Genomic DNA, 25244 nt, shown 5'->3' on the forward strand with positions numbered 1-25244 from the left:
GCACCGGCCGGTCGAGCGGAGAACCCGTGTACTCCCGGGGTCAGCCCCGCTTCGGGAAGTGCCGAATCATCCCCTCCTGCACGACGGTCGCGAGCAGGTCCCCGTCCCTGGAGTAGAAGTGGCCGGTCGCCAGGCCGCGCGATCCGGCGGCGACCGGAGACTCGGTGGAGTACAGCACCCACTCGTCGAACCGCAGCGGCCGGTGTAGCCAGATCGAATGGTTGACGGTGGCCGCGACGAGCCGGTCCAACCCCCAGGACAGCCCGTGGGTGGTGACGATCGAGTCCAGCACGGTGGTGTCCGAGCCGTAGGCGAGCGCCGCGGCGTGCAGCAGCGGGTCGTCGGCGAGCGGACCGTCGGTGCGCATCCAGACCCGATTGTGTCCGAGCGCCTCCCCGGTACCCTTGAGCACCCACGACGGGTCGTTCACGTAGCGCATGTCGATCGGCCGTAGCGCGGCGACGAACCCGGGCAGCACGTCCTCGAAGCCGACGAGCCGCTCACCGAGGGTGGGCAGCGTCTCCGGATCCGCGACGGCGGGGCCGCGCGTCGCGTGCTCGAGCCCGCGACCCGAATCCTGGAAGCCGATCAGGGCCACACACAGTTCCTGACCGTCCTGCAGCGCGGTCACCTGCCGGTTCGCCAGCGCCCGCCCGTCCCGCAGCCGGTCCACCCGGTACTCGATCGGATGCTTCGGGTCGCCGCCGCGGACGAAGTGCACCGACACGTGGTGCGGTGCCCGTTCCCCGTCGACGGTGCGCCCGGCCGCGATCACCGACTGGGCGACCAGCTGGCCCCCGAAGGTCCGGCTGCCGATCCCCCTGCCGCTCGGGTGCCGGCCAAGGAAGGTGTCCTCGCCGGCCTGCTCAAGATCGAGCAGCTCCAGCAGGGTCGACAGATCCTGCGATCGCTCCGGCGGGACATTGCCCGCCGAGATCTGCTCCGTCGTCACGATCCCGCTGCCAGCACCCGCGTCACTCACCTAGTGGTCCTCTTCCCCGATCCGATGGACGTGAATCAGATTGGTGGAGCCTACGGTGCCGGGCGGCGATCCGGCGACGATCACCACCTGATCGCCCTTGGCGTACCGGCCGAGGGACAGCAGCGCGGTGTCGACCTGGCCGATCATGATGTCGGTGGTCGAGACCGGCGGCACGAGGAAGGTCTCGGTGCCCCAGGTCAGCGCGAGCTGGCTGCGCACCTCCGGCAGCGGCGTGAACGCGAGCAGCGGCAGCGGGGTGTGCAGCCGGGCCAGGCGCCGCACCGTGTCACCGGACTGGGTGAACGCGACGAGCGCCTTCGCGTCGAGGCGCTCACCGATGTCGCGGGCGGCATAGGAGATGACGCCGCGCTTGGTCCGCGGCACGTGGGTCAGCGGCGGCACCCGGGTCGACTCGGACTCGACGGCCTCCACGATCCGGGCCATCGTCTCGACCGTCTCGATCGGGTACTTGCCGATCGACGTCTCACCGGAGAGCATCACCGCGTCGGCGCCGTCGAGCACGGCGTTGGCGACGTCGGATGCCTCGGCCCGGGTTGGCCGCGAGTTCTCGATCATCGAGTCGAGCATCTGCGTCGCGACGATGACCGGCTTCGCGTTCTCCCGTGCGATCTGGATGGCCCGCTTCTGCACCAGCGGCACCTGCTCCAGCGGCAGTTCGACACCCAGATCCCCGCGGGCGACCATCACCGCGTCGAAGGCGAGGACCACCGCCTCGAGCGCCTCGATCGCCTCCGGCTTCTCCAGCTTGGCGATGACCGGGATGCGGCGCCCGACCCGATCCATCACCGCATGCACGAGTTCCACGTCGGCGGGTGACCGCACGAACGAGAGCGCGATGAAGTCGACCCCGAGGCGGAGCGCGAACTCGAGGTCCTCGATGTCCTTCTCGGACAGCGCGGGCACCGAGACGTTCATGCCCGGCAGCGAGACACCCTTGTTGTTGCTGACCGGTCCGCCCTCGGTGACCCGGCAGACGACGTCGTTGCCGTCGACGCGCACGACCTCGAGTCCGACCTTGCCGTCGTCGACGAGGAGGCGGTCACCCGCCTTGGCGTCCTGCGCGAGTTCCTTGTAGGTGGTCGAGACCCGATCGTGGGTGCCCTCGCACTCCTCGACCGTGATCCGCACCTCCTCGCCGTTCTCCCACACCGTCGAACCGGTGGCGAACCGGCCGAGCCGGATCTTCGGACCCTGGAGGTCGGCCAGGATGCCGACGGCCTTGCCGGTGGCGTCGGAGGCGCCCCGGACGAGGTGATAGTTGTGTTCGTGGTCGGCATGCTCGCCGTGACTGAAGTTGAGGCGGGCGACGTCCATGCCGCTGGCGACGAGGTCGCGGATCTTCTGCTCGGAGGCCACCGCGGGGCCGAGGGTGCACACAATCTTTGTCCGTCGGGTCACGGGCTCAACCCTAGTCCGTGAGCCGATCCGGTTCCATTCACTCCCCCGCGAATCCCTTCACATGTCTGTGAACACGGCGCCGTCGGCGTCCGTTCACCCGCAGGTCACCGACCGTTCTAGAGCACCTCGAGGGGCAGCGACGTCGGGTGCACCGGGGCGGGGAGATCCGAGCGCCCGGTGAGGAATTCGTCGGCGGCGCGCGCCGCGGACCGGCCCTCGGCGATCGCCCACACCACCAGCGAGGCCCCGCGGTGGGCGTCGCCGCACACGAACACCCCCGGCGCGCCGGTCTGCCAGTCCGACCCGCACCCCAGCACGCCGCGGCCGGTGAGCTTGAGACCGAGACCCTCCAGCAGCGGCTCGTGCTCGACCCCCTCGAACCCGATCGCGAGAAGCGCCATGTCGCAGGGTAATTCGACTTCCTCCCCGATCGGGCTGATGTGCCTGCGCCCCCGCGCGTCGCGGGTGACCCGCACCTCGGCCAGCACCATCGACCGCACGTGCCCGGCCTCGTCCCCCACAAAGCGTTGCACCGCAACCTCGTACCGCCGGACACCCCCCTCGGCGTGCGCGGGTGAGGTGCGCAGCACCATCGGCCACGACGGCCACGGCGACCGCTCGTCGTCGCGGACGACGGGCGCCTCCGGGTGATAGTCGAGCTGCGTCACCGACAGCGCACCCTGCCGGTGCACGGTCCCGAGGCAGTCGGCGCCGGTGTCGCCCCCGCCAATGATCACCACATGCTTACCGTGCCCGGTGATCGGGCTGACGCCGTCACCCTCGCATTCCCGATTCGCGAGCACCAGATGCTCCATCGCCAGGTGGATGCCGTCTAGCTCGCGTCCGTGGACGGTGGTGTTGTCCCGCGCCAGCAGCGCACCGACGGCAAGCACCACCGCGTCGAAGCGCTCCCGCAGCTGCGCAGCGGTGAGATCGACGCCCACCTCGCAGTCGGTGACGAACCGGGTCCCCTCGGCGCGCATCTGTTCGACCCTGCGGTCGATGACCGTCTTGTCGAGCTTGAACGCGGGGATCCCGTAGCGGAGCAACCCGCCGAGCCGGTCATCCCGTTCGAACACGGTGACGTCGTGCCCGGCGCGGGTCAGCTGCTGCGCCGCAGCGAGCCCGGCCGGCCCCGACCCGACCACCGCGACCGCCCGCCCGCTGCGGACCCGCGGCGGGACCGGCGGCACCGCGTGCGCCTCCCATGCCGCGTCGGCGATCGCCTGCTCGATCCGTTTGATCGTCACGCTGCCGCCGGTGTCGTGCTCGGCGATGGACAGCACGCAGGCCGCCTCGCACGGCGCCGGACAGATCCGGCCGGTGAACTCGGGGAAGTTGTTGGTCGCGTGCAACCGGTCCGCGGCGGCGGACCAGCGTCCGCGCCGCACCAGGTCGTTCCATTCCGGAATCAGGTTGCCGAGCGGGCAGCCCGCGGTCCCGGAGTGGCAGAAGGGGATGCCGCAGTCCATGCAGCGGGCGCCCTGCTCCGCGACCTCCCTGGCCCGCTCCTCGCCCGCCTGACCGGCACCGACCTCCGCCCAGTCCCGAACCCGCTCGGCGACAGGACGTTTCGGGGCCTCACTCTTGCGAATCCGGAGAAAGCCGTGCGGGTCAGCCACGGGCCGCCTCCATGATCGCGGTGTCGACGTCGCGACCCTCGGCGCGCGCAAGCCGGGTCGCCTCCAGCACCCGTTTGTAGTCGACCGGGAGGATCTTGGTGAACAGTCCGCTGCGCCGCGGCCAGTCGGCGAGCACCGACGCCGCGACCGGCGATCCGGTGCGGTCGCGGTGCGCGGCAACGGCGTCGCGCACCCAGTCGAGGTCGTCGGGGTCGAGCAGTTCGAGGTCGACCATCGCGGTGTTGACCAGCGTCGGATCCAGGTTCAGCACGTAGGCGATGCCCCCGGACATCCCGGCAGCCACATTGCGTCCCGTCGGTCCGAGGATCACCACCCGGCCACCGGTCATGTACTCGCAGGCATGGTCGCCGACGCCCTCGACGACCGCCGTCGCCCCCGAGTTGCGGACCGCGAATCGCTCCCCCACCCGGCCCCGCAGGAACACCTCCCCGGAGGTGGCGCCGTAGAGGATGGTGTTGCCCGCGATCACCTGCTGCTCCGCGTCGAACGGCGCGTCCGCGGCGGGCCGCACCACGATCCGTCCGCCGGAGAGCCCCTTGCCGACGTAATCGTTGGCGTCGCCGATCATCTCGAGGGTGATCCCCGGCGGGACGAAGGCGCCGAGGGACTGCCCCGCCGACCCGGTCAGGGTCACGACGATGGTCTCGTCCGGCAGCCCAGTCGCGCCGTAGCGGCGGGTCACCTCGGCGCCGAGCAGGGTCCCGACGGTGCGGTTGACGTTGCGCACCGGCAGCCGCAGCCGCACCGGGTGCGCGTCCTCGAGGGCGCCCTCCGCCAGCTGGATCAGGCTGCGGTCCAACGCGCGGTCGAGCCCGTGGTCCTGGCCGCGGACCCGGTGCCGCTGCGGCGACGGTGCGCCGTCGGGCCTGGCGGGCGCCAGGAAGATCGGCGTCAGGTCCAGGCCGCGGCTCTTCCAGTGCGCCACCCCCGCCGCGGTGTCCAGCAGGTCGGCGCGGCCGGTCGCCTCGTCGATGCTCCGCAGCCCGAGCCTGGCGAGGTGTTCGCGAACCTCCTCCGCCACGAACCGGAAGAACTCCTCGACGAACTCCGGTCGGCCGGTGTACCGGGCCCGCAGCACCGGGTTCTGGGTGGCGACCCCGACCGGGCAGGTGTCGAGGTGACACACCCGCATCATGATGCAGCCCGCGACGACGAGCGGCGCGGTGGAGAAGCCGTACTCCTCGGCGCCGAGCAGCGCCGCGACCATCACGTCCCGACCGGTCCGCAGGCCGCCGTCGCACTGGACGGTGATCCGGTCCCGCAGCCCGTTCAGGGCAAGGGTCTGCTGGGTGTCGGCGAGACCGATCTCCCACGGCGTCCCCGCGTGCTTGAGCGAGGTCAGCGGCGAGGCCCCGGTGCCGCCGTCGCTGCCGGAGATCAGCACCACATCGGCGTGCGCCTTCGACACCCCAGCGGCGACCGTGCCGACCCCGACGGAGCTGACCAGTTTGACGTGCACCCTGGCGTTCTCGTTGGCGTTCTTCAGGTCGTGGATCAGCTGGGCGAGGTCCTCGATGGAGTAGACGTCGTGGTGTGGCGGCGGGGAGATCAGCCCGACACCGGGGGTCGAGTGCCGGGTCTCCGCGATCCACGGATACACCTTGAACGGGGGCAGCTGGCCGCCCTCGCCCGGCTTGGCGCCCTGCGCCACCTTGATCTGGATGTCGGTGGCGTTGACGAGATAGTCGCCGGTCACCCCGAATCGACCGCTGGCGACCTGCTTGACGGCGCTGCGCCGCAGCGGATCCCGCAGCCGGTCCGCGTTCTCCCCACCCTCACCCGAATTCGACCGCCCCCCAAGACGGTTCATCGCGACGGCCATCGTCTCGTGTGCCTCCGCGGAGATGGACCCGTAGCTCATCGCGCCGGTGTTGAAGCGGGTGACGATGCTCTCCACCGGCTCCACCTCGGCGAGCGGAACCGGCGGCAGCACCCCCTCCCGGAACCGGAACAGGCCGCGCAACGCCCCGCCGCGCTCGGCGAGAGTGTTCACCTCCGCGCTGTAGCGGGCGAACACGTCGCGGCGGCCGGTGCGGGTCGCGTGCTGCAGCAGGAACACCGTCTCCGGCGTGAACAGGTGCAGTTCACCCTCCCTGCGATACTGATACTCGCCACCGACGTCGAGGCGGCGGTGCGCGAGGTCGGCCGGGTTGTCCGGATACGCCATCCGGTGCCGGGCGGCGACCTCCGAGGCGAGGACGTCGACCCCGACACCGCCCAGCGTCGAGGTGGTGCCGCGGAAGTACTCGTGCACCACCGCGCGGTCCAGCCCAATCGCCTCGAAAACCTGTGCCGCCGTGTAGGACCCGACCGTGGAGATGCCCATCTTCGACATCACCTTGAGCACCCCCCTGCCGAGCGCGGTCAGATAGTTGCGGACCGCGACCGCCGGTTCCAGACCCGTCAGCTCGCCCTCCGCGACGAGGTCCTCGATCGTCTCCATCGCCAGGTACGGGTTGACGGCGGCCGCCCCGAACCCAATCAGCAACGCCACGTGGTGCACCTCGCGGGCGTCGCCGGACTCGACGACGAGCGCGACCTTGGTGCGTTCCCTGGTCCGGATCAGGTGGTGGTGCACCGCCGACACCGCGAGCAACGACGGGATCGGGGCGCGGGCGTGGTCGGAGTCGCGGTCGGAGATCACCAGGGTGCGATACCCGTCGGCGATCGCTGCGCTCGCCCGGGCCCGCAGATCCTCGATCGCCCGCACCATGCCGTCCCCGCCGTCCGCCACGTCGTACAGGGCGGGCAGCACCGTCGCCGCGAGCCCGGCGTGGTCGCCCTCGTCGTCGATGTGGATGATCCTGCCGAGCGCCTCGTTGTCGAGCACCGGCCACGACAGCACGATCTGCCTGCAGGACGCGGCGGTGGGGTGCAGCAGGTTCTGCTCGGGTCCCATCACCCGGGTCAGGGAGGTGACGACCTCCTCCCGGATCGCGTCCAGCGGCGGGTTGGTGACCTGCGCGAACAGTTCGACGAAGTAGTCGTACAGCAGCCGCGGACGCTGCGACATCACCGCGACGGGGGTGTCGGTGCCCATCGACCCGAGCGGCTCACCGCCGCCCGACGCCATCGGGGTGAGCAGGATCCGCAGATCCTCCTCGGTGTACCCGAACGCGACCTGCCTGCGCAGCACCGACTCGTGCGGGTGCACGATCGGCGGCCGGGCGGGCAACTCGTCCAATCCGAGCAGGCCCGCGTACAGCCACTCGCCGTACGGGCGGGCGGCGGCGAGGTCCGCCTTGATCTCCGGGTCGGGCACAATCCGGCCCGCCGCCGTGTCGACGAGGAACATCCGACCCGGCTCGAGTCGGCCCTTCGCCAGCACCCGCGACGGTTCGACGTCGAGCACCCCGGCCTCGCTCGCGAGGACGATGCGGTCGTCCACCGTCCGCCACCACCGGCCCGGCCGCAGCCCGTTGCGGTCCAGCACCGCCCCGACCCGGGTGCCGTCGGTGAACGTCACGCAGGCGGGCCCGTCCCACGGTTCCATCAGGCAGGCGTGGTAGCGGTAGAAGTCGCGGCGGGACTGCGGCATCGCCCGGTGGTTCTCCCACGCCTCGGGGATCATCATCATCACCGCGTGCTCGACGCTGCGGCCGCCGAGGTGCAGCAGCTCGAGAACCTCATCGAACGACGCGGAGTCCGAGGCGTCGGGCGTGCAGATCGGATACAGCCGCCGCAGATCGCCGGGGATCAGGTCGGACGCGAGCAGCGCCTCCCGTGCCCGCATCCGATTCCGGTTGCCGCGGACGGTGTTGATCTCGCCGTTGTGCGCGACGTACCGGAACGGGTGCGCAAGCGGCCAGGACGGGAACGTGTTGGTGGAGAAGCGACTATGCACGATCGCGATCGCGCTGACGCACCGCGGGTCGCGTAGGTCGGGGAAGAAGGCGGGCAGTTGGGTGGTGGTGAGCATTCCCTTGTACACCAGCGTCCTGGCGGACAGGGACGGGAAGTAGACGCCGAGGCGCTCGTCGTCGGGGGCCTGCTCGGCGCGCTTGCGCAGCGGGTAGACGAGCCGATCGAGGTCGAGCCCGGAGGCGCGGACGCCCTCCGGGCCCGCCCGGGCGGCGACGAACAGCTGACTCAGGTGCGGCATGCAGTCGCGGGCGCCCGCGCCGATGTCGGCGCCGTCCGGGTCGACGGGCACCTCCCGCCACCCGAGCACGTCCAGGTGCTCCTGCACCGCGATCCGCTCGATGCGCGTCACCGCGGCGCGGCGGGCGTCCGGGTCGCGGGGCAGGAAGCAGATGCCTGCGGCGAACCGGTTGCCGCCGTTCGGGTCGGGGTCGGGAAGGTCGAACCCGGTGACGGCGGCGAGCAGCTCGACCGGCAGCTGCAGCAGGATCCCGGCGCCGTCCCCGCTGTTCGGCTCCGAGCCAGCCGCGCCGCGGTGTTCGAGGTTCGCGAGGGCGAGCAGCCCGTCGGTGACGATGCCGTGGCTGCGGCGGCCGTGCAGGTCCGCGACCATCGCGACTCCGCAGGAGTCGGACTCACGCGCCGGGTCGTAGAGGCCCCGCGGCTCGGGTATCCGGGAGAACAGCACCTGACACCTCCACTCGGCGGCCACCGTCATGGCACGCGGCGCATGGGGGTGGACGACGTCCGGTGTGGCGCACAGGTCGCAGTCGGCCGAGCGTCACACTCGGGTGCGCTCAGTGTAGGCCGGAAACGCCGCTGGCAGGAGTGCCGGTTTCAGGCACCGTCGGTCGGCGGCACCCCCTGTGCACACGCCCGCTCCGGCACGCACACCCCCACTGCACGCCCAACGCCCGTGTGCAGCCGGCAGAACGGGTGTGCACACGGGCATCGGGTGTCGAGCGGTCAGTCGCGGAGCTTGCGCCCCTGCCCGTCCCGGACCGCCCCGGTCAGCATCAGGATCCCGTCGACGAACGCCCAGATCCACACCGCGGGCACGATCAGAAACCCGACGAGCAGGAACATTGCCGGGAAGCCGACCCAGAACAGCAGCAGCTGCGCGAGCCCGATGTTGGTGCTGCCGGTATAGAGCCTGCCCACCCCGCACACCCCGACCATGCCGAGCAGGATCTGCAGCAGCCCGGCCGCGACCTTCGACTTGTCCGACAACGGCTCCCCGGTGACCGGGTCGCGGCCGTACGGCGCGCCCGCGTCCGCGGGGGCGTAGCCATATCCCGGCACCGCGGCGAACTGCTGCGTCGCGTCCAGCGGCGGGAACCCGGGCGGCGGATGGCCGGTACTGGGCGCCCCGTACACGGGTCCGGGCGGCCGCGAGTCGGCGGTCCCGCCGCTCGGCGGCGGCGGATACCCGGGCCCCGGGTCGGCCCAGCTGCCACCGTTCTCGATGCGCTTCTGCCAGTCGTCGTCGGGTGTGGTCACGAGTCCTCCCCCGGTGTCGTTGTGCCCTTCGCCCGCGCGGCCGGGTCGCCGTCGGCGGCGTCACCGTCGGCGGCGGGCGCCGCGTCGGGGTGCTCGGCGACGTACTCGGTGCGGGCCTTCCCGATCCGCAGTTCAGCGGGCGTCTCGCGACCCTTCGTCGCGAGGACAACGTACGCCACCGCACAGGCGAATACGATCGCCGCGGTGAACGAGTTGATCCGGATCCCGGCGATCAGGGTGGCGTGGTCGTCACGCATCAGCTCCACGAAGAACCGGCCGAGGCAGTAGCCGGCCACATACAGCGCGAACAGGCGGCCGTGCCCGATCCGGAAGCGGCGGTCCACCCAGACCAGCAGGATCACGACCAGGACGTTCCAGACCAGTTCATACAGGAAGGTCGGGTGCACAACCCTCTCGACGACACCGTTGGAGGTGCCGGTCAGCGCGTCGAGGCGGCCCGCCTCGTTCACCCGCTGATAGATCTCCAGCCCCCACGGCACCGTCGTCTCCCGGCCGTACAGTTCCTGGTTGAACCAGTTTCCGAGCCGGCCGATGGCCTGCGCCAGCAGGACTGCCGGGGCGATCGCGTCACCGAGCGCGGCGACGGACACCCCCATCCGGCGGCAGCCGATCCACGCGCCGACCGCGCCGAGCGCGACCGCGCCCCAGATCCCGAGGCCACCCTGCCAGATCTTCAGCGCGTCGGCGGGGCTGCCACCCTCCCCGAAGTAGGTGCTCCAGTCGGTGAGGACGTGGTACAGCCTGCCACCGACCAGGCCGAACGGCACCGCCCAGATCGCGACGTCGAGGACGGTGCCCTTCTCGCCCCCGCGGGCGACCCAGCGGCGATCACCCCACACCACCGCGACCACGATGCCCGCGATGATGCACAGGGCGTAGGCCCGCAGCGGCACCGGACCGATGGTCCACACCCCCTGCGGCGGACTCGGGAGGTAGGCGAGCAGTTCGACTGTCGACGTCACGACGCCACGGTAGCCGAACGGACACCGGCGGCGAGTTCGGTCGTCAGGGCCCGCAACGCATCCGGGCCCGCCGCCGTCGCGGTGACGAGCGCGGAGCCGACGATGACCGCATCCGCGTACGCGGCGATCTCGGCGGCCTGCGCCCCGGATCGGACGCCGAGACCGACGCCGACGGGGATGTCGGAGTGCTCCCGAACCCGGGCAACCAGTTCCGGCGCACGGTTGTCGACGTTGTCGCGGGCACCGGTGACCCCCATCGTCGACGTCGCGTACACGAAGCCGCGGCACTGGTCCAGCGTCATCGCGAGCCGCTCGTTGGTCGACGACGGCGACACCAGGAAGATGCGGCCGAGGCCGTACTTGTCGGAGGCGGCGATCCACTCGGCGGCCTCGTCGGGGATCAGGTCCGGGGTGATTATCCCGAGCCCACCCGCGGCGGCCAGGTCACGGGCGAAGTTGTCGACCCCGTACCGGAGCACCAGGTTCCAGTAGGTCATGACGACCGCGGCCCCGCCCGCGTCGGTGACGGCCTGCACGGCAGGGAACACGTCACGTACGCGCACCCCGGCGGCCAGCGCCGCGGTGGCGGCGTCCTGGATCGTGGTGCCGTCCATCACCGGGTCGCTGTAGGGGATGCCGACCTCGACGAGGTCGCAGCCCGCCTCGACGAGGGTGGTGACGGCCGCGACGGACTCCGCGACGGTCGGATAGCCGACCGGCAGGTACCCGACCAGCGCGGCGCGCTTCTCGGCGCGGCAGCTCGTGAAGATCTCGGTGAGGCGTTCGTGCGGGGCGCTCACTGCGCTGCTCCTTCGGCGTCGGTGCTGTCTGCGGGGAGATATCCGAACCACTTGCCTGCGGTGTCGACGTCCTTGTCGCCGCGGCCCGAGATGTTCACCAGCACAATCGCGCCCTCGCCGAGTTCCCTGCCGACCTCGAGTGCTCCCGCGACGGCGTGGGCGGACTCGATCGCCGGGATGATGCCCTCGGTGCGGCACAGCAACGCGAACGCGTCCATCGCGGCGGTGTCGGTGGCCGACCGATATTCGGCGCGACCGGTATCGGCGAGCCACGAATGCTCCGGCCCGACACCGGGATAGTCCAGTCCGGCGGAGATCGAGTGCGACTCGATGGTCTGCCCGTCCTCATCCTGCAGCAGGTACGAGTACGCGCCGTGCAGCGCGCCGTGGCTGCCGCCGCCGATCGTCGCGGCGTGCCGCCCGGTGTCCACGCCGTCGCCGCCCGCCTCGATGCCGACCAGCCGCACCGCGGCGTCGTCGATGAACGGATGGAAGATGCCGATCGCGTTGGATCCGCCGCCGACACACGCGACGACCGCGTCGGGCAGCCGACCGGTCGAGGCCTGCACCTGGGCACGCGCCTCAAGACCGATGATGCGCTGGAAATCGCGGACCATCGCCGGGAACGGGTGCGGACCGGCGGCGGTCCCGAAGCAGTAGTAGGTGTTGTCGGCGTTGGTGACCCAGTCCCGCATCGCCTCGTTGATGGCGTCCTTGAGGGTGCGCGACCCGGTCTTCGCGGCGATCACCTCGGCGCCGAGCAGTCGCATGCGGGCGACGTTGAGTGCCTGCCGCTGGGTGTCGACCTCGCCCATGTAGACGAGGCAGTCGAGCCCGAAGAGGGCGCACGCGGTCGCGGTCGCGACGCCGTGCTGGCCAGCCCCGGTCTCGGCGATGACGCGGGTCTTACCCATCCGCTTGGCGAGCAGCACCTGCCCGAGCACGTTGTTGATCTTGTGGGACCCGGTGTGGTTGAGGTCCTCGCGCTTGAGCAGCAGTCGCGCACCGCCCGCGTGCTCGCTGAGCCGGGTGGCCTCGTACACCGGCGAGGGCCGCCCGGTGTAGTCGCGCTGGAGGCGGTCGAGTTCGGCAAGGAAGCCGGGGTCGCCGCGTTCCTTCTCGTAGGCGGCGGTCACCTCTTCGATGACGGCCATCAGGGCCTCGGGAAGGTAGCGGCCGCCGAAGACCCCGAAATGTCCACCCGCGTCAGGTTCGTGCGCGGTGGGGGTCGCCACTGCATCGCTCATCAGTGGCAGGCCCTGGTTCGTGCTGGGGAAGCCCTTCGCGGAAAGTACGGGATCGTCTGCAGTCACCCGTCCAGTCTGCCCTAGGGGCGGGGGCGGTCTCCCGCCCGGGTCAGCCGGTCAGCGTGCCGGTTTCGGGCACGACGGATGGGTGCCTGCCGCGACGAGATCCTTCACCGCGGTCCGCGGATCGCCGCTGGTGACCAGCCCCTCGCCGACGAGCACCGCGTCCGCGCCTGCACCGGCGTAGGCGAGCAGGTCCGCGGGACCCCGGACCCCGGACTCGGCGATCTTCACGACGCGGCTCGGGAGACCGGGCGCGATCCGGCCGAAGGTGTCCCGGTCCACGTCAAGGGTCTTGAGGTTGCGTGCGTTGATCCCGATGACGCTGGCGCCCGCCTCGAGGGCGCGGTCCGCCTCCTCCTCGGTGTGCACCTCGACGAGGGCCGTCATGCCGAGGGACTCGGTCCGGTCGAGCAGCGAGGCGAGGGTGTTCTGGTCGAGGGCGGCGACGATCAGCAGGATCACGTCCGCGCCGTGCGCGCGGGCCTCGTGGATCTGGTACGGGCCGACGATGAAGTCCTTGCGCAGGATCGGGATGCTCACCGCCCGGCGCACCGCATCGAGGTCCGCGAGGGACCCCTTGAACCGGCGCTCTTCGGTGAGCACGCTGATCACCCGGGCGCCGCCCTCCTCGTAGGCGCGGGCCAGGGCGGCGGGGTCGGTGATCGTCGACAGCGCACCCTTGGACGGGCTGGCCCGCTTGACCTCCGCGATGACCCCGATGCCGTCGGCGCGGAGCGCAGCGGCCGCGTCGAGCGCGGGCTTGGCGGCAGCCGCAGCCGCCTTCACCGCGGCGAAGTCGAGGACGGCCTCGCGGGCGGCGACGTCGGCGCGCACCCCGTCGAGAATCGAATCGAGAACAGTCATTTCGTCCCGAGTCCTTTCTGGGCTGTCGCCGATTGTGAGGAACGTCATCCGGTGAAGCCAGCCTAGAGCCCGCCGTTCTCTTGACTAACGGCGGGTGTCCGTGCCAGCGGACGGGCCGGGCCCGTCGGCCTCGCCGGGACCCTCCTCCGCGGAATCGTCGGTGGGATCGTCGCCCGCGTCGAGGGCATCCCACAGCACCCGCTGGCTCGGCGGTTCCGCCGAATCGCGACGCTGGGCCGCCTCGTCCCTGCGGGCGGCGGGTGCCGCGTACTTCGACGACAGACCCGCGGCGACCGACGCCTTGCGCAGCAGCGCGACCGCAGCGGCCAGCGCGAGCACACCCCCGACGATCACCAGCATGGCGGGCGCAACGGACACCTCGCTGGCGGTGACCTCGGCGCGGTCGGGCAGTTCCGCGAGGCGACCGGCCCGTGCCGGGTCCACCTCCGACACCAGCAGTTGCGCGGCGGGCACGATCGCGGCGACCGCGACCGCCGCGACCGCAACCGCGACCACCCGCAACGCCCACCCGCGGACCGCGAACGACGCGGCGATCGCGGCCAGCAACGCCAGCGCCAGCGGCGTGGTTGCCGCCGCCCAGGTGCCGCCGATGAGGTCGACGGTGCGGGCCTCACCGAGCCCGTCGGACGAATCGATCCGCACCCACGTCATCCGCGATGCCGCCCACAGGCACAGCGCCGCGACCGCGAGCAGCAGCGCAGGCAACGCGGCGGCAGCGGCGGAGCGGCGGGGAGATGCGGTGTCGGCGTCACTCATCGGTGACTCCGAGGGTGCGCAGGGTGCCCGCCGCGGCGATCGCGCTGAGCGCCGACATCGCCTTGTTCCGGGCCTCGGTGTCCTCGTAGACCGGGTCGGAGTCGGCGACCACACCGGCCCCGGCCTGCACGTACGCGGTGCCGTCCTTGACCAGCGCGGACCGGATCGCGATCGCGGTGTCGGCGTCACCCGCGAAGTCGAGGTAGCCGACGATGCCGCCGTAGATGCCGCGGCGGGTCGGTTCGAGCTCGTCGATCAGCTCCATCGCCCGCACCTTCGGCGCCCCGGACAGGGTCCCCGCCGGGAAGCAGGCGGTGACCGCGTCGAGGGCATGCTTGCCGTCGGCGAGGCGGCCGGTGACCGTGGAGACCAGGTGCATGACGTGGCTGTAGCGCTCGACGTGCCGGTAGTCGTGCACGCGGACCGTCCCCGGCTCGCACACCCGGCCGAGGTCGTTGCGGCCGAGGTCGACGAGCATCAGGTGCTCGGAGTTCTCCTTCTCGTCGGCGATCAGGTCCTTCTCGAGCAGCAGGTCCTCCTCCTCGGTGGTGCCGCGCCACCGGGTGCCCGCGATCGGGTGCGTGGTCGCGGTGCCGTCCTTGACGGTGACGAGGGACTCGGGGCTCGACCCGACGATCGCGAACGCGGTGCCACCGTCCCCGTCCGGGACGTTGACGAGGTACATGTACGGGCTCGGGTTGGACGCGCGCAGCATCCGGTAGATGTCCACCGGGGCGGCGTCGGTGTCCATCTCGAAGCGTTGCGAGAGCACCACCTGGAACGCCTCACCGGCCTCGATCTCGGCGATCAGCCTGCGCACGTCGGTGCCGAACTCCTCGGTGCTGCGCTGCCGCCGGAACTCGGGTGCTGGGGTGGTGAACGCCGACACCGTCGACGGCGCCTGCGCGGTGAGGGCGCTGGTCATCGCGTCGAGCCGGGCGACGGCGTCGTCGTACGCCTCGTCGACGCGGTCGTCGCTGCCGTCCCAGTTCACCGCGTTGGCGATCAGCGTGATCGCCCCCTCGTGGTGGTCGACGGCGGCCAGGTCGGTGGCGAGCAGCATCACCATCTCGGGGATCTGCAGGTCGTCGACGGCGTGACTCGGCAGCCGTTCCAGGCGGCGCACGACGTCGTAGCCCATGAACCCGACCATGCCGCCGGTCAACGGGGGCAGGTCGGGCAGGCGTTCGCTGCGCAGCAGTTCGAGGGTCTGGCCGAGCGCGGCGATCGGGTCGCCGCCGCAGGGGGCGCCGGCCGGAACGTTGCCGTACCAGGCGGCCTCGCCGTCCACGACGGTCAGGGCCGCGGGGCTGCCCGCACCGATAAACGACCAGCGGGACCAGGAGCGGCCGTTCTCGGCGGACTCGAGCAGGAACGTTCCGGGCCGGTCCGCCGCGAGCTTGCGGTACGCGGAGAGCGGGGTTTCCGCGTCCGCCAAGACCTTTCGGGTCACCGGGACGACCCGATGCTCGGCCGCCAGCGCACGGAACTGTGCACGGGTGGTGGTGGCTGCGGCCGTCGCGGCGGCTGCGGGGGTCACGGTGATCGACTCGCCGGGCATGCGCCCATCATCCCAGCCCCGATTCGGTGGCGGTCGCGCGCGGTAGCCTCGCGCGCATGCAGACCGGTGATCAGGCCCCCGATTTCGCGCTCCCCGACCAGACTGGCGCGGTGCGCACGCTGTCCGAACTGGTCGCCGACGGGCCGCTGGTGTTGTTCTTCTACCCGGCGGCGAACACCCCGGTGTGCACCGCGGAGGCCTGCCATTTCCGGGACCTCGCTGCCGAGTTCGCGGCGGTCGGAGCGGCGCGGGCGGGGATCTCGGTGGATCCGGTGGCGACGCAGGCGTCGTTCGCGGCGGCGAAGTCGTTCGACTATCCGCTGCTCTCCGATGTCGGCGGTGCGGTCGCCGAGCAGTTCGGGGTCCGGCGCGGGATGCTCGCGCGGCTGTCGCCGGTGAAGCGCACCACCTTCGTCATCGGCACCGACCGCACGGTGCTGAAGGTGATCGCCAGCGAGCTGCGCGCCAGCACGCACGCCGACCAGGCGCTCAGCTTCCTGAAGCGCTGACGCGCCCGTGCGTGATTTTTACCCCGATCGGGGTAAAAATCAGGCTCTTGTGACGTGTCCGTGGGTGGAACCCCGTACCAAATGAGGCGCACGCCGTTCTCCCAGTAGCGTTCTGGATTGTCTAGAAACAGTCCACTACAGACACGGAAAACGGCGTGCGCGACACAAGCATATGGAAGCGGGTCCTCGGACTCGACAAGACCGTCATCAACGCGACCCGCTGGGACGACAACCTCGACGCGATGATCGTGTCGGTGCGTCCCAACGCGCGGGCGTGCTCACGGTGCGGGATCTGCAACCGCCGGTGCTCCCGCTATGACCGCGGACATGGGGTGCGGTTGTGGCGGACCGTCGACGTCGGCCTCGCCCACACCTACCTCGAGGCCGAGGCACCGAGGGTGACCTGCCGTTTCCACGGGGTGGTCGTCGCCGCGGTGCCCTGGGCACGCCACGGCGCCGGCCACACCCGGGTCTTCGACGACACCGTCGCATGGCTGGCCACCCACACCAGCAAGTCCGCCACCGGGGAGTTGACCCGGATCGCGTGGCGGACCGTCGGTGCGATCGTCGACCGGGTCTGGGCCGACAGCGAACACGCAACCGATCGGTTCGCTGGGCTGACGCGGATCGGGATCGACGAGATCTCCTACAAACGCGGTCATAAGTACCTGACGGTGGTCGTCGACCACAGCACCGGTCGGCTGGTGTGGGCCGCGGCAGGCCGCGACAAGGCCACCCTGGAGAAGTTCTTCACCCTGCTCGGCGAGCAGCGGTCCGCGCAACTGACGCACATCACCGCCGACGCTGCATCGTGGATCGCGCATGTCGTGGCCGCACGTGCCCCGCAGGCGGTGCGGTGCGCGGACCCGTTCCACATCGTTGCGTGGGCGACGAAGTCCCTCGACAAGGTGCGTCGTAGCGCGTGGAATCGGGCCCGTCGCACCGAGCCGTCCAGGCAGGCGTCGCAGTGGCACGCCCGCACCAAACCTGACCGGTCGAGCCCGTCACACCAGGTCAAGAACGTGCGGTGGGCATTGTTGAAGAACCCGGAGAATCTCACCGCCCGACAGAAGACTCAACTTGAGTGGGTTGCTCTGCACGACCCGTTGGTGCACCGCGCCTACCTGCTTAAAGAAGAGTTGCGGCTGATCTTCGCGCTTGATCACACCGCCGCAGAACCGGAACTCGATGCCTGGCTCGGCCGTGCGGCAGGCAGTGGGATTACCGAGTTCGTTGCGCTTGCGGGTTCGGTTGCCGCTCAGCGGGCGCCGATCCTTGCTGCGATCGAGCATGGTCTGTCTAATGGCCGGATCGAGTCGGTGAATACGAAGATTCGGTTGATTACTCGGCAGGCGTTCGGGTTTGCCACCCCCGAGTCGTTGATCGCGTTGGCGATGCTCAGTCTCGGGGGTGACCCGCCTCGGTTGCCGACTCTGGTGGACCCACGGATGCGTCAGTAGAGCCAAAAATCACGCACGGGCGGCGGAGCTGCCTACGCCAGCTGCAGGGACCGCTTGGACAGTCCCATCCAGAATCCGTCGACGACCTGCTTGGGAGTCTGCTCGGGATCGCTGGACGCCCCGAGCGCGACGAACAGCGGCGCGAAGTGTTCGATCGTCGGATGCGCGTACGGCATGCCCGGTGCCTGTGCCCGGAAGTCGACCAGCGCGTCGACGTCGCCTGCGGCGAAGCGCTCGCTGGCCCATGCGTCGAATTCCCGAGACCAGCCAGGCGCGGCGGCGGTGGGCGTCCAGTCCCGCAGGAACGGCAGCCCGTGGGTGGTGAATCCGGACCCCACGATCAGCACGCCCGCGTCGCGCAGGGGGCGCAGCCGTTCCCCCAGGTGCAGCAGCCGCTGCGGGTCGAGGGTGGGCATCGACATCTGGAGCACCGGAATGTCGGCGTCCGGGTACATCACGGTCAACGGGACGTAGGCGCCGTGATCAAGCCCGCGGTCCGGCCGGTGGTACACCGGTTCGTCGTCGGGCATCAGCGCGGCGACCTGTCGCGCCAGGTCGGGCGCCCCCGGCGCGGGATACCGGACCCGGCGGTATTTGGGGTCGAATCCGCCGAAGTCATAGACCAGTGGAGTTCCCGTGGTGACCGACCCGATGGTCAGCGGCGCGGACTCCCAGTGCGCCGACACCATCAGGATCGCCGTCGGTCGCGGCAGATTCGCCGACCACGCCTGCAGTTGCGAGACCCACAGTGCGTCGTCGACGAGCGGCGGTGCACCATGGCTGAGGTACAGCGACGGCATGACGAGATCCGACATGTCCACTCCCTTACGTTGAAGCTTCAACTACCGTAGGGTCAACGCGTACCGGCCACAACTATTCCGAGGGGGCGGCAGATGACCGAGGCACAGGAGACGCACGAACCGCGCTGGCTCACCGACGAACAGCAGCGGGCCTGGCGGGAGCTGGTCGCGCTGACCACGCGACTCCCCGCCGCCCTCGACACCCAGCTGCAGCGCGACGCGAAGCTCACCCATTTCGAGTACTTCGTCCTCGCCGTCCTGTCGGAGGCACCCAAGCGGCGCCTGCAGCTCAGCGTGCTCGCCACTGCGGCCAACGCCTCGCTGTCCCGGCTGTCGCATGTGATCACGAAGATGGAGAAGGCGGGCTGGGTGCGCCGCAAGGCGATCGTCGGGGCCCGAGGCTCCTTCGCCGTGCTCACCGCTGCCGGGCACGCCAAGGTCGCGGAGGCGGCCCCCGGCCACGTCGAGACGGTGCAGGCACTCGTCTTCGACGGCCTCGACGACGACCAGGTCCGCGAGCTGATCGCGCTGGGCAAGACGATGGTCACCCAGCTCGACAGCGCGATCGCCGAGGGCACCGGCAAGGCCTGACGCCGCCCCCCCAAGGATTGAACGGGGGTTCATGCGCGACGTCCGGCACGCGGATGACGCATGAACCCCCGTTCAATGCAAGGGCCGGTCGCGGGATGGGGACGACGCTCGCCGCCCGTCCACAGGCACCCGCGAAGGCCAGCCGAGCAGGCCGGCCACCAGTGGTGGTCGTGCGAGCGTCGGCGCATGGACACCTCGGGGGAACCGTTCTCCGGAGCGCGCGCCGTCGCCGACGGCCGGCTCTGCCGCTACCGCCTGCGCCACCACCGGCGCCTCTACCCGGACACCTACGTCAGCCGGGACGTCGACGTCGACGCGTCCGTCCGCGCCCGCGCCGTCTGGATCTGGTGTCGCGGCCGCGGGGTGCTGGCAGGACGGTCGGCGGCGGCGCTGCTGGGCACGAAATGGATAGATCCGTCCGCTCCCGGTGCGCTCGCCTGGACACCGCACCGGTCTCCGCCGCCGGGAATCGAGCTCTATCGCGAGCGCATCCCCGACGACGAATGCGTCCACTCCGCGGGGCGCCGACTCACCACGGCCGCCCGTACCGCCTTCGACCTTGGGCGACGCCTCCCGCTGGACGAGGCCGTCGAGATGGTGGACGCGCTCTACCAGGCCACCGGGCTGACCCGCGCGGCGCTCACGGCGTTCACCGCCGCGCACTCGCGCGCCCGGGGCATCGTCCAGCTCCGGCAGGTGATCACGCTCTCGGACGAGGGCGCCGAGTCGCTCTGGGAGACCCGGACGCGTCTCGCGATCGTCCGCGACGGCCTGCCCCGCCCCGAGTCGCAGGTGCAGGTCCGCGACGCGGACGGCCGCTGGATCGGGCGCGTCGACCTGTGCTGGGAAAAGTGGCGGGTCATCGTCGAATACGACGGCGACCACCACTTCGACCCCGAGCAACGCAACCGCGACGTCGAGCGGTGGAACGCCCTCGAGGCCGCGGGTTGGCGCGTCATCCGGGTCAAGGCCCGGCAGCTGATGCGCGGCCGCGCAACGCTTCTGCGGCAGATCCGCGCCGTCCTCGCCGAGGCGGGCGCCCCCGTCACCGCACGTTGAATGGGGGTTCATGCCTCACCTCCGGCACGCGGATGACCCATGAACCCCCGTTCAATGGTTCGGGGAGGGTCCGTCAGGCGAGCGGGACGCCGCCGACGCCCCAGTCCTCGCCGGGGACGTCGGTGATCGTGACCCACACCTTGGCGGGGTCCTTGCCGCTGGCCTCGGCGTAGGCGGCGGTGACGGCCGCGATCACGGCGCGCTTGCGCTTGGCGGACAGTCCGGCGGTCTGGGAAATCTGAATCAGCGGCATGCCGGTCATTGTGCGCGGCCGGCCCCCCAGCCCGTTGAATGGGGGTTCATGCGTCAGTTCCGGCGCGCGGATGAGGCATGAACCCCCATTCAATGCATCGGGGCGGTTAGGGGCGGGGCAGCAGGACGTCGGCGTCGAAGCAGGTGTGCGTGCCGGTGTGGCAGGCGGCGCCCTCCTGGTCGACGATCAGCAGCACGCTGTCGCCGTCGCAGTCGAGGCGCACCTCGTGCACGTACTGGGTGTGTCCGGAGGTCTCCCCCTTCACCCAGTACTCGTTCCGCGACCGCGAAAAGTACGTTCCCTTACGGGTTTCCAGCGTGCGCGCGAGGGCCTCGTCGTCCATCCACGCGACCATCAGGACGTCGCCGGTGGACCGTTCCTGCGCCACCGCACTGAACAGTCCGGCCTCGTTGCGCTTGAGCCGGGCCGCAATCGCCGGGTCGAGGGTGCTCATCGGACGGTGATTCCTTCCCCGCGCATGGACGCCTTCACGTCCCCGATCGTCATGTCCCCGAAGTGGAACACGCTGGCGGCGAGCACCGCGTCGGCGCCGGCCTGGACGGCGGGCGCGAAGTGCTCGACCGCGCCTGCGCCGCCGCTGGCGATCACCGGGACGTGCACGGCCGCGCGGACCGCGCGGATCATCGGCAGGTCGAAACCCGCCTTGGTGCCGTCGGCGTCCATCGAGTTGAGCAGGATCTCCCCGACCCCGAGCTCGGCGCCGCGCTGCGCCCACTCGATCGCGTCGATCCCGGTGCCGCGCTTGCCACCGTGGGTGGTGACCTCCCAGCCGGACGGCGTCGGCTGCTGACCGTCGGGGACGGTGCGGGCGTCGACCGACAGCACGATGCACTGGGCACCGAACCGGTGGCTCAGCTCGCGCAGCAGTTCCGGCCGAGCGATCGCGGCGGTGTTGACGCTGACCTTGTCGGCACCGGCCCGCAGCAGCCGGTCCACGTCCTCCTCGGTCCGGACGCCGCCGCCGACGGTGAGCGGGATGAACACCTGCTCGGCGGTGCGGGTCACGACGTCGAGCATCGTGCCGCGGTCGGAGGTGGACGCGGTGACGTCGAGGAAGGTCAGCTCGTCGGCTCCCTGCGCGTCATAGGCCGCGGCCAGTTCGACGGGATCGCCAGCATCCCGGAGGTTCTCGAAGTTGACGCCCTTGACCACGCGGCCCGCGTCGACGTCCAGACACGGGATGACCCGCACCGCAACACTCATGTCGTTCCTTCCCGGTAGTCCCCCGGATCACCCAGCGGGACCAGAATGTCCAAGATCTGTTCGTGCACCCCCGGCGCCGCCGCGAGCAGCGACCGCGACCCCAAATGCCAGGGCTCGCCAGCGAGATCGGTGACGACACCACCCGCCGCCCGCACCAGCGCGACACCGGGCGCGTTGTCCCACGGGTGGTACCCGAACACGACGGACGCGCCCAGCACACCGGCCGCGGTGAACGCCAGGTCCCCGCCGGTGCACCCGTGCATCCGCAGCCGCCTGCATACCCGGCTCACCGCGGCGAGGGCCCGCACCCGGTACTCGCCGGGGATGGGTCCCCTGCCGTCCAGGTTGAACGCACCGAACCCGACCATGGCGTCCGTCAGGTCCCGGTCCCGCAGCCGCGGCAGTTCCTCCCCGTTGCACAGCAGCGGACCGTCGAGCGCGGCGGCGTAGCGCCGGTTCATCATCGGCAACCAGGTCAGTCCGAGGACCGGCTCGCCGTCCTGCAGCAGGGCGAGCAGGATTCCCGCGGTCGGCAGGCCCGCCGAGTAGTTCAGGGTGCCGTCGACGGGGTCGAGCACCCACACCGTTCCGGTGTCCAGGTCGGGGCCGCCGAACTCCTCCCCGTGCACCGGGATCCCGGTGCGGTCGGCGAGTTCGGCGGTCAGCCGCTTCTCCAGCTCCAGGTCGACGGCGGTCGCGAAGTCCCGCGGCCCCTTCGCCACCGCGCTCGGTGCGCCGACACCGGCGAGGAACCGGTCCACGACCCCGTCGAGCACTCCCCCGGCAACCGTGAGCAACTCGCGTGGGTCGGTCATGGGGGCGAGACTAGCCGGACACCGCGGCGAGGGCCTCGGGCAGCGTGAAGCGACCCGCGTACAGCGCCTTCCCGATGATCGCTCCCTCGACGCCGAGCTCGGTGAGTCCCGCGATCGCGACGACGTCGTCGAGCACGGAGATGCCGCCCGACGCGACGACCGGCGCGTCGGTGGCCGCGCAGACCTCGCGCAGCAGGTCGAGGTTCGGGCCGGTGAGGGTGCCGTCCTTGGAGACGTCGGTGACGACGTAGCGGGCGCAGCCGTCCCGGTCGAGGCGGGCGAGGGTCTCGAACAGGTCCCCGCCCTCGGTGACCCAGCCGCGTCCGCGCAGCTGCCAGCGTCCGTCGACGCCGCGCACGTCGAGGCCGACCGCGATCTTGTCGCCGAAGCGGGCGATGGCGCTGGCGCACCATTCGGGGTTCTCGATGGCGGCGGTGCCGAGGTTGACGCGGGCGCACCCGGTCGCGAGCGCGGCCTCGAGGGACTCGTCGTCGCGGATGCCGCCGGACAGTTCGACCTTCACGTCGAGTTCCCCGATGACGCCGGCGAGCATGTCCCGGTTGGAGCCGCGACCGAACGCCGCATCGAGGTCGACCAGGTGCACCCATTCGGCGCCGGCGTTCTGCCAGGCGAGGGCGGCGTCACGCGGCGATCCGTAGTTGGTTTCGCTGCCTGCCTCCCCCTGAACGAGGCGAACAGCTTGACCGTCGACGACATCTACCGCAGGCAAAAGGACCAGGCTCACGTGCGTCAACCCTAGTCCGTCATCGGCCGGGCCCCGACCCGGGGTCACCGTCCCGGTCGTCGAACGCGCGGCGCGTCATCCGGGTGGACACGACCCCCATCGCGGCGATCGCGGCGGCCACCCCGCCGAGTCCGATCACCAGCCCGACGCCGGGTCCGGGCTGCAGCACCGCGATCAGCACGGTGACCAGGACGAGCACCGCACCCGCCGCGCCCATCGAGAACAGCGCGAGCTTGCCGAACGACAGGTTCCCGCGCTGCCCGCTCACAGGCTGCGGACCCAGTTTTCGAGCAGCGCCGCCCCGGCGTCGCCGGACTTCTCGGGGTGGAACTGGGTGGCCGACAGCGGCCCGTTCTCGACGGCGGCGAGGAACGGCGCACAGTGCTCGGCCCAGGTGAGTTTCGCGGGCTTGATCAGGTCGTCGGCAGCAAGCTCCCACTTCTGCACGCCGTAGGAGTGCACGAAGTAGAAGCGGGTGTCGGCGTCGAGGCCGGCGAACAGGACGCTGTCGGCTGGCGCGTCCAGGGTGTTCCAGCCCATGTGCGGGAGGACGTCGGCGGGGAGCCGTTCGACGGTGCCGGGCCACTCGCCGCAGCCGTCCGCCAACACGCCGTGCTCGACGCCGCGGTCGAACATGATCTGCATGCCGACGCAGATCCCGAGGACCGGTCGGCTGCCCGCGAGGCGCTTGCCGATGATCCGTTCCCCCCGAACTCGCTTCAGCCCCTCCATACAGGCGGCGAATGCGCCGACGCCGGGGACGACGAGCCCGTCCGCGGCGAGCGCGATCTCGGGGTCGGAGGTGACGGTGACGTCGGCGCCGACCCGCGCGAGGGCGCGCTGCGCGGAGTGCAGGTTCCCGGAACCGTAATCGAGGAGGGCGACGGAGGTCATGGGTCGACTCTATCGGCCGCGGGCCCCGGACCGGTCGCGCCCACCGGTTGCGGCGGGACACTGCGCAGCAGGGCGACCGGGATCACCGCCGCGATGATCGCCGCTCCGACGGTGAACACGCCCGGATACCCGGCGATCCCGGCGACGACGCCGAGCGCGAGGGCGCCAGCGCCGGTGCCCGCGTCGTAGGCGATGTTCCAGGCCGCGCTTGCCGCGCCGAGCCGGGTGGGCCCGGCGGAGCGGAACAGCCCGACCAGCGCCTCGTTCTGCACCGCGCCGAAGCCGACGCCGAACAGCGCAGCACCGGCGATCAGCGCGACGACCGCGACGGCACCACCGTCGACGGTCACCGCGACGGCGAACAGCGCCGCGCCCGCCGCCGCGGTGGTCAGGGCGGGCACCATGATCCGGCCAACCCCCACCCGGTCCAGCAGCAGACCCCCGCCGTAGCGTCCGACCAGGATCGCGCCGCTGACCACGGCGAGCGCCAACCCGGCCAGCGCCGCCCGGTCGCTCGTCGCGATCGGCAGCAGGCTGGTCACTCCGCCGTATACGGACGCGACGACCAGCATCGCCAGACACGGCACCAGCAGCACCGCGACCGGCAACCGCACCGTCGGGCCTGCCTGGCCGGCGTGCCGCACCGGAGGCAGCGCCGCGATCGCCACGATCGAGAGCAGCGGCACCGCGGCACCGAGCAGGTAGGTCAGGTGGGCGTTGCCGCCGTCGAACAGCGCGAGTCCGACGGGCAGCCCGATCATCTGCCCGGTGGCGATCGCGATGCCCTGCGCGCCGGTCGCGCGGCCGAGCAGGCGCGGCGGCGCCAGTTCCGCGACGAGTGCACTGCCCGCGACGGTGAGCAGGCCGAAGCCGACACCGCGGATCGCGGAGATCACCAGGGCGGGGACGGCGTCGGTGGAGAGCAGGAAGGCCAGCGCGGGGGCGCCGAGCAGCAGGCAGCCGACCGCAAGCACCGGCCGGTAGCCCACCGTGTGCAGCAGCCTCGGGGTGCCCAGTTGGGTGGCGACGGTGGCGGCCATGAACACCGCGGTGACGGCGCCCGCGAGGGCGTCCGACCCGCCTGCCTCGGACACGGCGAGCGGGATCACCGGAAGCAGCAGCGACCAGCCGCCGAACGCGGTGAACCCCATCGCCATCGCGACCGGCATGCCGCGGGTCCGCAGGAGCGACGGC

General features: G+C 71.2%; 24 protein-coding genes. 4 read left to right on the forward strand and 20 right to left on the reverse strand.

Translation table 11 applies throughout. The features are described from left to right. Window positions 1-40: 40 nt before the first annotated feature. The 11 genes from ACFWPA_RS11510 to ACFWPA_RS11560 form a co-directional block, all read right to left on the reverse strand. Window positions 41-937, reverse strand: coding sequence for an acyl-CoA thioesterase (locus ACFWPA_RS11510; RefSeq protein WP_378507948.1), 897 nt, complete (start codon window positions 935-937; stop codon window positions 41-43). 45 nt (window positions 938-982) lie between these two features. Beyond that, window positions 983-2401, reverse strand: coding sequence for a pyruvate kinase (pyk, locus tag ACFWPA_RS11515; protein WP_378507813.1), 1419 nt, complete (start codon window positions 2399-2401; stop codon window positions 983-985). Window positions 2402-2517: 116 nt separating this feature from the next. After that, window positions 2518-4023, reverse strand: a complete 1506-nt coding sequence (locus ACFWPA_RS11520; protein WP_378507814.1) for a glutamate synthase subunit beta — start codon at window positions 4021-4023, stop codon at window positions 2518-2520. Further along, window positions 4016-8593: a glutamate synthase large subunit gene (gene gltB, locus ACFWPA_RS11525; protein ID WP_378570206.1), complete on the reverse strand. Its 4578-nt coding sequence runs from the start codon at window positions 8591-8593 to the stop codon at window positions 4016-4018. The genes ACFWPA_RS11520 and gltB overlap by 8 nt, the downstream gene beginning before the upstream one ends. A gap of 278 nt (window positions 8594-8871) precedes the next feature. Continuing rightward, complete coding sequence (locus ACFWPA_RS11530; protein ID WP_378507815.1) at window positions 8872-9405, reverse strand: TM2 domain-containing protein; 534 nt, start codon at window positions 9403-9405, stop codon at window positions 8872-8874. Continuing rightward, complete coding sequence (lgt, locus tag ACFWPA_RS11535; protein ID WP_378507816.1) at window positions 9402-10388, reverse strand: prolipoprotein diacylglyceryl transferase; 987 nt, start codon at window positions 10386-10388, stop codon at window positions 9402-9404. Before lgt ends, ACFWPA_RS11530 begins: the two co-directional genes overlap by 4 nt. After that, window positions 10385-11188, reverse strand: coding sequence for a tryptophan synthase subunit alpha (gene trpA, locus ACFWPA_RS11540; protein WP_378507817.1), 804 nt, complete (start codon window positions 11186-11188; stop codon window positions 10385-10387). Before trpA ends, lgt begins: the two co-directional genes overlap by 4 nt. Then, entirely contained in the window at window positions 11185-12435 is a 1251-nt protein-coding gene (gene trpB / locus ACFWPA_RS11545; RefSeq protein ID WP_378507818.1) for a tryptophan synthase subunit beta, read from the reverse strand. Before trpB ends, trpA begins: the two co-directional genes overlap by 4 nt. A gap of 117 nt (window positions 12436-12552) precedes the next feature. Then, window positions 12553-13362, reverse strand: a complete 810-nt coding sequence (gene trpC / locus ACFWPA_RS11550; protein WP_378507819.1) for an indole-3-glycerol phosphate synthase TrpC — start codon at window positions 13360-13362, stop codon at window positions 12553-12555. Between the two features lie 84 nt (window positions 13363-13446). Further along, complete coding sequence (locus ACFWPA_RS11555) at window positions 13447-14139, reverse strand: TIGR02234 family membrane protein (protein ID WP_378507820.1); 693 nt, start codon at window positions 14137-14139, stop codon at window positions 13447-13449. After that, complete coding sequence (locus ACFWPA_RS11560; RefSeq protein ID WP_378507821.1) at window positions 14132-15700, reverse strand: anthranilate synthase component I; 1569 nt, start codon at window positions 15698-15700, stop codon at window positions 14132-14134. Before ACFWPA_RS11560 ends, ACFWPA_RS11555 begins: the two co-directional genes overlap by 8 nt. 56 nt (window positions 15701-15756) lie before the next feature. Between ACFWPA_RS11560 and ACFWPA_RS11565 the strand changes: the two genes are divergently transcribed. Both ACFWPA_RS11565 and ACFWPA_RS11570 read left to right on the forward strand, forming a co-directional pair. Beyond that, entirely contained in the window at window positions 15757-16209 is a 453-nt protein-coding gene (locus ACFWPA_RS11565) for a peroxiredoxin (protein ID WP_378507822.1), read from the forward strand. Between the two features lie 155 nt (window positions 16210-16364). Next, a complete protein-coding gene (locus ACFWPA_RS11570) occupies window positions 16365-17669 on the forward strand; it encodes an ISL3 family transposase (RefSeq protein WP_378570207.1) in 1305 nt (434 codons plus the stop codon). A gap of 32 nt (window positions 17670-17701) precedes the next feature. Here ACFWPA_RS11570 and ACFWPA_RS11575 read toward each other — a convergent pair whose 3' ends face one another. After that, entirely contained in the window at window positions 17702-18484 is a 783-nt protein-coding gene (locus ACFWPA_RS11575) for a dioxygenase (protein ID WP_378570208.1), read from the reverse strand. A 78-nt stretch (window positions 18485-18562) separates the two neighbouring features. On the opposite strand from ACFWPA_RS11575, the gene ACFWPA_RS11580 reads away from it, so the two are divergent. Further along, window positions 18563-19060, forward strand: a complete 498-nt coding sequence (locus ACFWPA_RS11580) for a MarR family winged helix-turn-helix transcriptional regulator (protein ID WP_378570209.1) — start codon at window positions 18563-18565, stop codon at window positions 19058-19060. A 186-nt stretch (window positions 19061-19246) separates the two neighbouring features. Further along, window positions 19247-20119 (forward strand): endonuclease domain-containing protein, encoded by an 873-nt coding sequence (locus tag ACFWPA_RS11585; RefSeq protein WP_378570210.1) that lies wholly within the window; start codon window positions 19247-19249, stop codon window positions 20117-20119. A 73-nt stretch (window positions 20120-20192) separates the two neighbouring features. Here ACFWPA_RS11585 and ACFWPA_RS11590 read toward each other — a convergent pair whose 3' ends face one another. From ACFWPA_RS11590 to ACFWPA_RS11625, 8 genes are all read right to left on the reverse strand, one after another. Beyond that, window positions 20193-20372 carry a 4-oxalocrotonate tautomerase family protein gene (locus tag ACFWPA_RS11590; protein ID WP_378570211.1) on the reverse strand — a complete coding sequence of 60 codons (180 nt, stop codon included), beginning with the start codon at window positions 20370-20372 and terminating at the stop codon, window positions 20193-20195. Between the two features lie 106 nt (window positions 20373-20478). Then, window positions 20479-20826: a phosphoribosyl-AMP cyclohydrolase gene (hisI, locus tag ACFWPA_RS11595; RefSeq protein ID WP_378507827.1), complete on the reverse strand. Its 348-nt coding sequence runs from the start codon at window positions 20824-20826 to the stop codon at window positions 20479-20481. After that, entirely contained in the window at window positions 20823-21596 is a 774-nt protein-coding gene (hisF, locus tag ACFWPA_RS11600) for an imidazole glycerol phosphate synthase subunit HisF (protein ID WP_378507828.1), read from the reverse strand. Before hisF ends, hisI begins: the two co-directional genes overlap by 4 nt. Beyond that, window positions 21593-22411 (reverse strand): inositol monophosphatase family protein, encoded by an 819-nt coding sequence (locus ACFWPA_RS11605; protein ID WP_378507829.1) that lies wholly within the window; start codon window positions 22409-22411, stop codon window positions 21593-21595. The genes hisF and ACFWPA_RS11605 overlap by 4 nt, the downstream gene beginning before the upstream one ends. A gap of 10 nt (window positions 22412-22421) precedes the next feature. Then, a complete protein-coding gene (priA, locus tag ACFWPA_RS11610; protein WP_378507830.1) occupies window positions 22422-23156 on the reverse strand; it encodes a bifunctional 1-(5-phosphoribosyl)-5-((5-phosphoribosylamino)methylideneamino)imidazole-4-carboxamide isomerase/phosphoribosylanthranilate isomerase PriA in 735 nt (244 codons plus the stop codon). A gap of 19 nt (window positions 23157-23175) precedes the next feature. Next, window positions 23176-23373: a hypothetical protein gene (locus ACFWPA_RS11615; RefSeq protein ID WP_378507950.1), complete on the reverse strand. Its 198-nt coding sequence runs from the start codon at window positions 23371-23373 to the stop codon at window positions 23176-23178. A gap of 47 nt (window positions 23374-23420) precedes the next feature. Then, complete coding sequence (gene hisH, locus ACFWPA_RS11620; protein WP_378570212.1) at window positions 23421-24050, reverse strand: imidazole glycerol phosphate synthase subunit HisH; 630 nt, start codon at window positions 24048-24050, stop codon at window positions 23421-23423. Beyond that, on the reverse strand, window positions 24047-25207 hold the full coding sequence (locus tag ACFWPA_RS11625; protein WP_378570262.1) for an MFS transporter: 1161 nt from the start codon (window positions 25205-25207) through the stop codon (window positions 24047-24049). Before ACFWPA_RS11625 ends, hisH begins: the two co-directional genes overlap by 4 nt. Window positions 25208-25244 lie beyond the last annotated feature (37 nt).

The sequence above is a fragment of the Rhodococcus sp. NPDC058505 genome (genome assembly GCF_042720095.1).
Classification (GTDB): Bacteria; Actinomycetota; Actinomycetes; order Mycobacteriales; family Mycobacteriaceae; genus Rhodococcus_G.

Excerpts from the sequence above, each read along its gene's own strand:
- trpB (WP_378507818.1), bottom strand. The coding sequence starts at position 12,435 with ATGAGCGATGCAGTGGCGACCCCCACCGCGCACGAACCTGACGCGGGT.
- trpC (WP_378507819.1), bottom strand. The coding sequence starts at position 13,362 with ATGACTGTTCTCGATTCGATTCTCGACGGGGTGCGCGCCGACGTCGCC.
- ACFWPA_RS11555 (WP_378507820.1), bottom strand. The coding sequence starts at position 14,139 with ATGAGTGACGCCGACACCGCATCTCCCCGCCGCTCCGCCGCTGCCGCC.
- ACFWPA_RS11560 (WP_378507821.1), bottom strand. The coding sequence starts at position 15,700 with ATGCCCGGCGAGTCGATCACCGTGACCCCCGCAGCCGCCGCGACGGCC.
- ACFWPA_RS11565 (WP_378507822.1), top strand. The coding sequence starts at position 15,757 with ATGCAGACCGGTGATCAGGCCCCCGATTTCGCGCTCCCCGACCAGACT.
- ACFWPA_RS11575 (WP_378570208.1), bottom strand. The coding sequence starts at position 18,484 with ATGTCGGATCTCGTCATGCCGTCGCTGTACCTCAGCCATGGTGCACCG.
- ACFWPA_RS11580 (WP_378570209.1), top strand. The coding sequence starts at position 18,563 with ATGACCGAGGCACAGGAGACGCACGAACCGCGCTGGCTCACCGACGAA.
- ACFWPA_RS11585 (WP_378570210.1), top strand. The coding sequence starts at position 19,247 with ATGGACACCTCGGGGGAACCGTTCTCCGGAGCGCGCGCCGTCGCCGAC.
- ACFWPA_RS11590 (WP_378570211.1), bottom strand. The coding sequence starts at position 20,372 with ATGCCGCTGATTCAGATTTCCCAGACCGCCGGACTGTCCGCCAAGCGC.
- hisI (WP_378507827.1), bottom strand. The coding sequence starts at position 20,826 with ATGAGCACCCTCGACCCGGCGATTGCGGCCCGGCTCAAGCGCAACGAG.
- hisF (WP_378507828.1), bottom strand. The coding sequence starts at position 21,596 with ATGAGTGTTGCGGTGCGGGTCATCCCGTGTCTGGACGTCGACGCGGGC.
- ACFWPA_RS11605 (WP_378507829.1), bottom strand. The coding sequence starts at position 22,411 with ATGACCGACCCACGCGAGTTGCTCACGGTTGCCGGGGGAGTGCTCGAC.
- ACFWPA_RS11615 (WP_378507950.1), bottom strand. The coding sequence starts at position 23,373 with ATGGGCGCGGCGGGTGCGGTGCTCGTCCTGGTCACCGTGCTGATCGCG.
- hisH (WP_378570212.1), bottom strand. The coding sequence starts at position 24,050 with ATGACCTCCGTCGCCCTCCTCGATTACGGTTCCGGGAACCTGCACTCC.
- ACFWPA_RS11625 (WP_378570262.1), bottom strand. The coding sequence starts at position 25,207 with ATGGCGATGGGGTTCACCGCGTTCGGCGGCTGGTCGCTGCTGCTTCCG.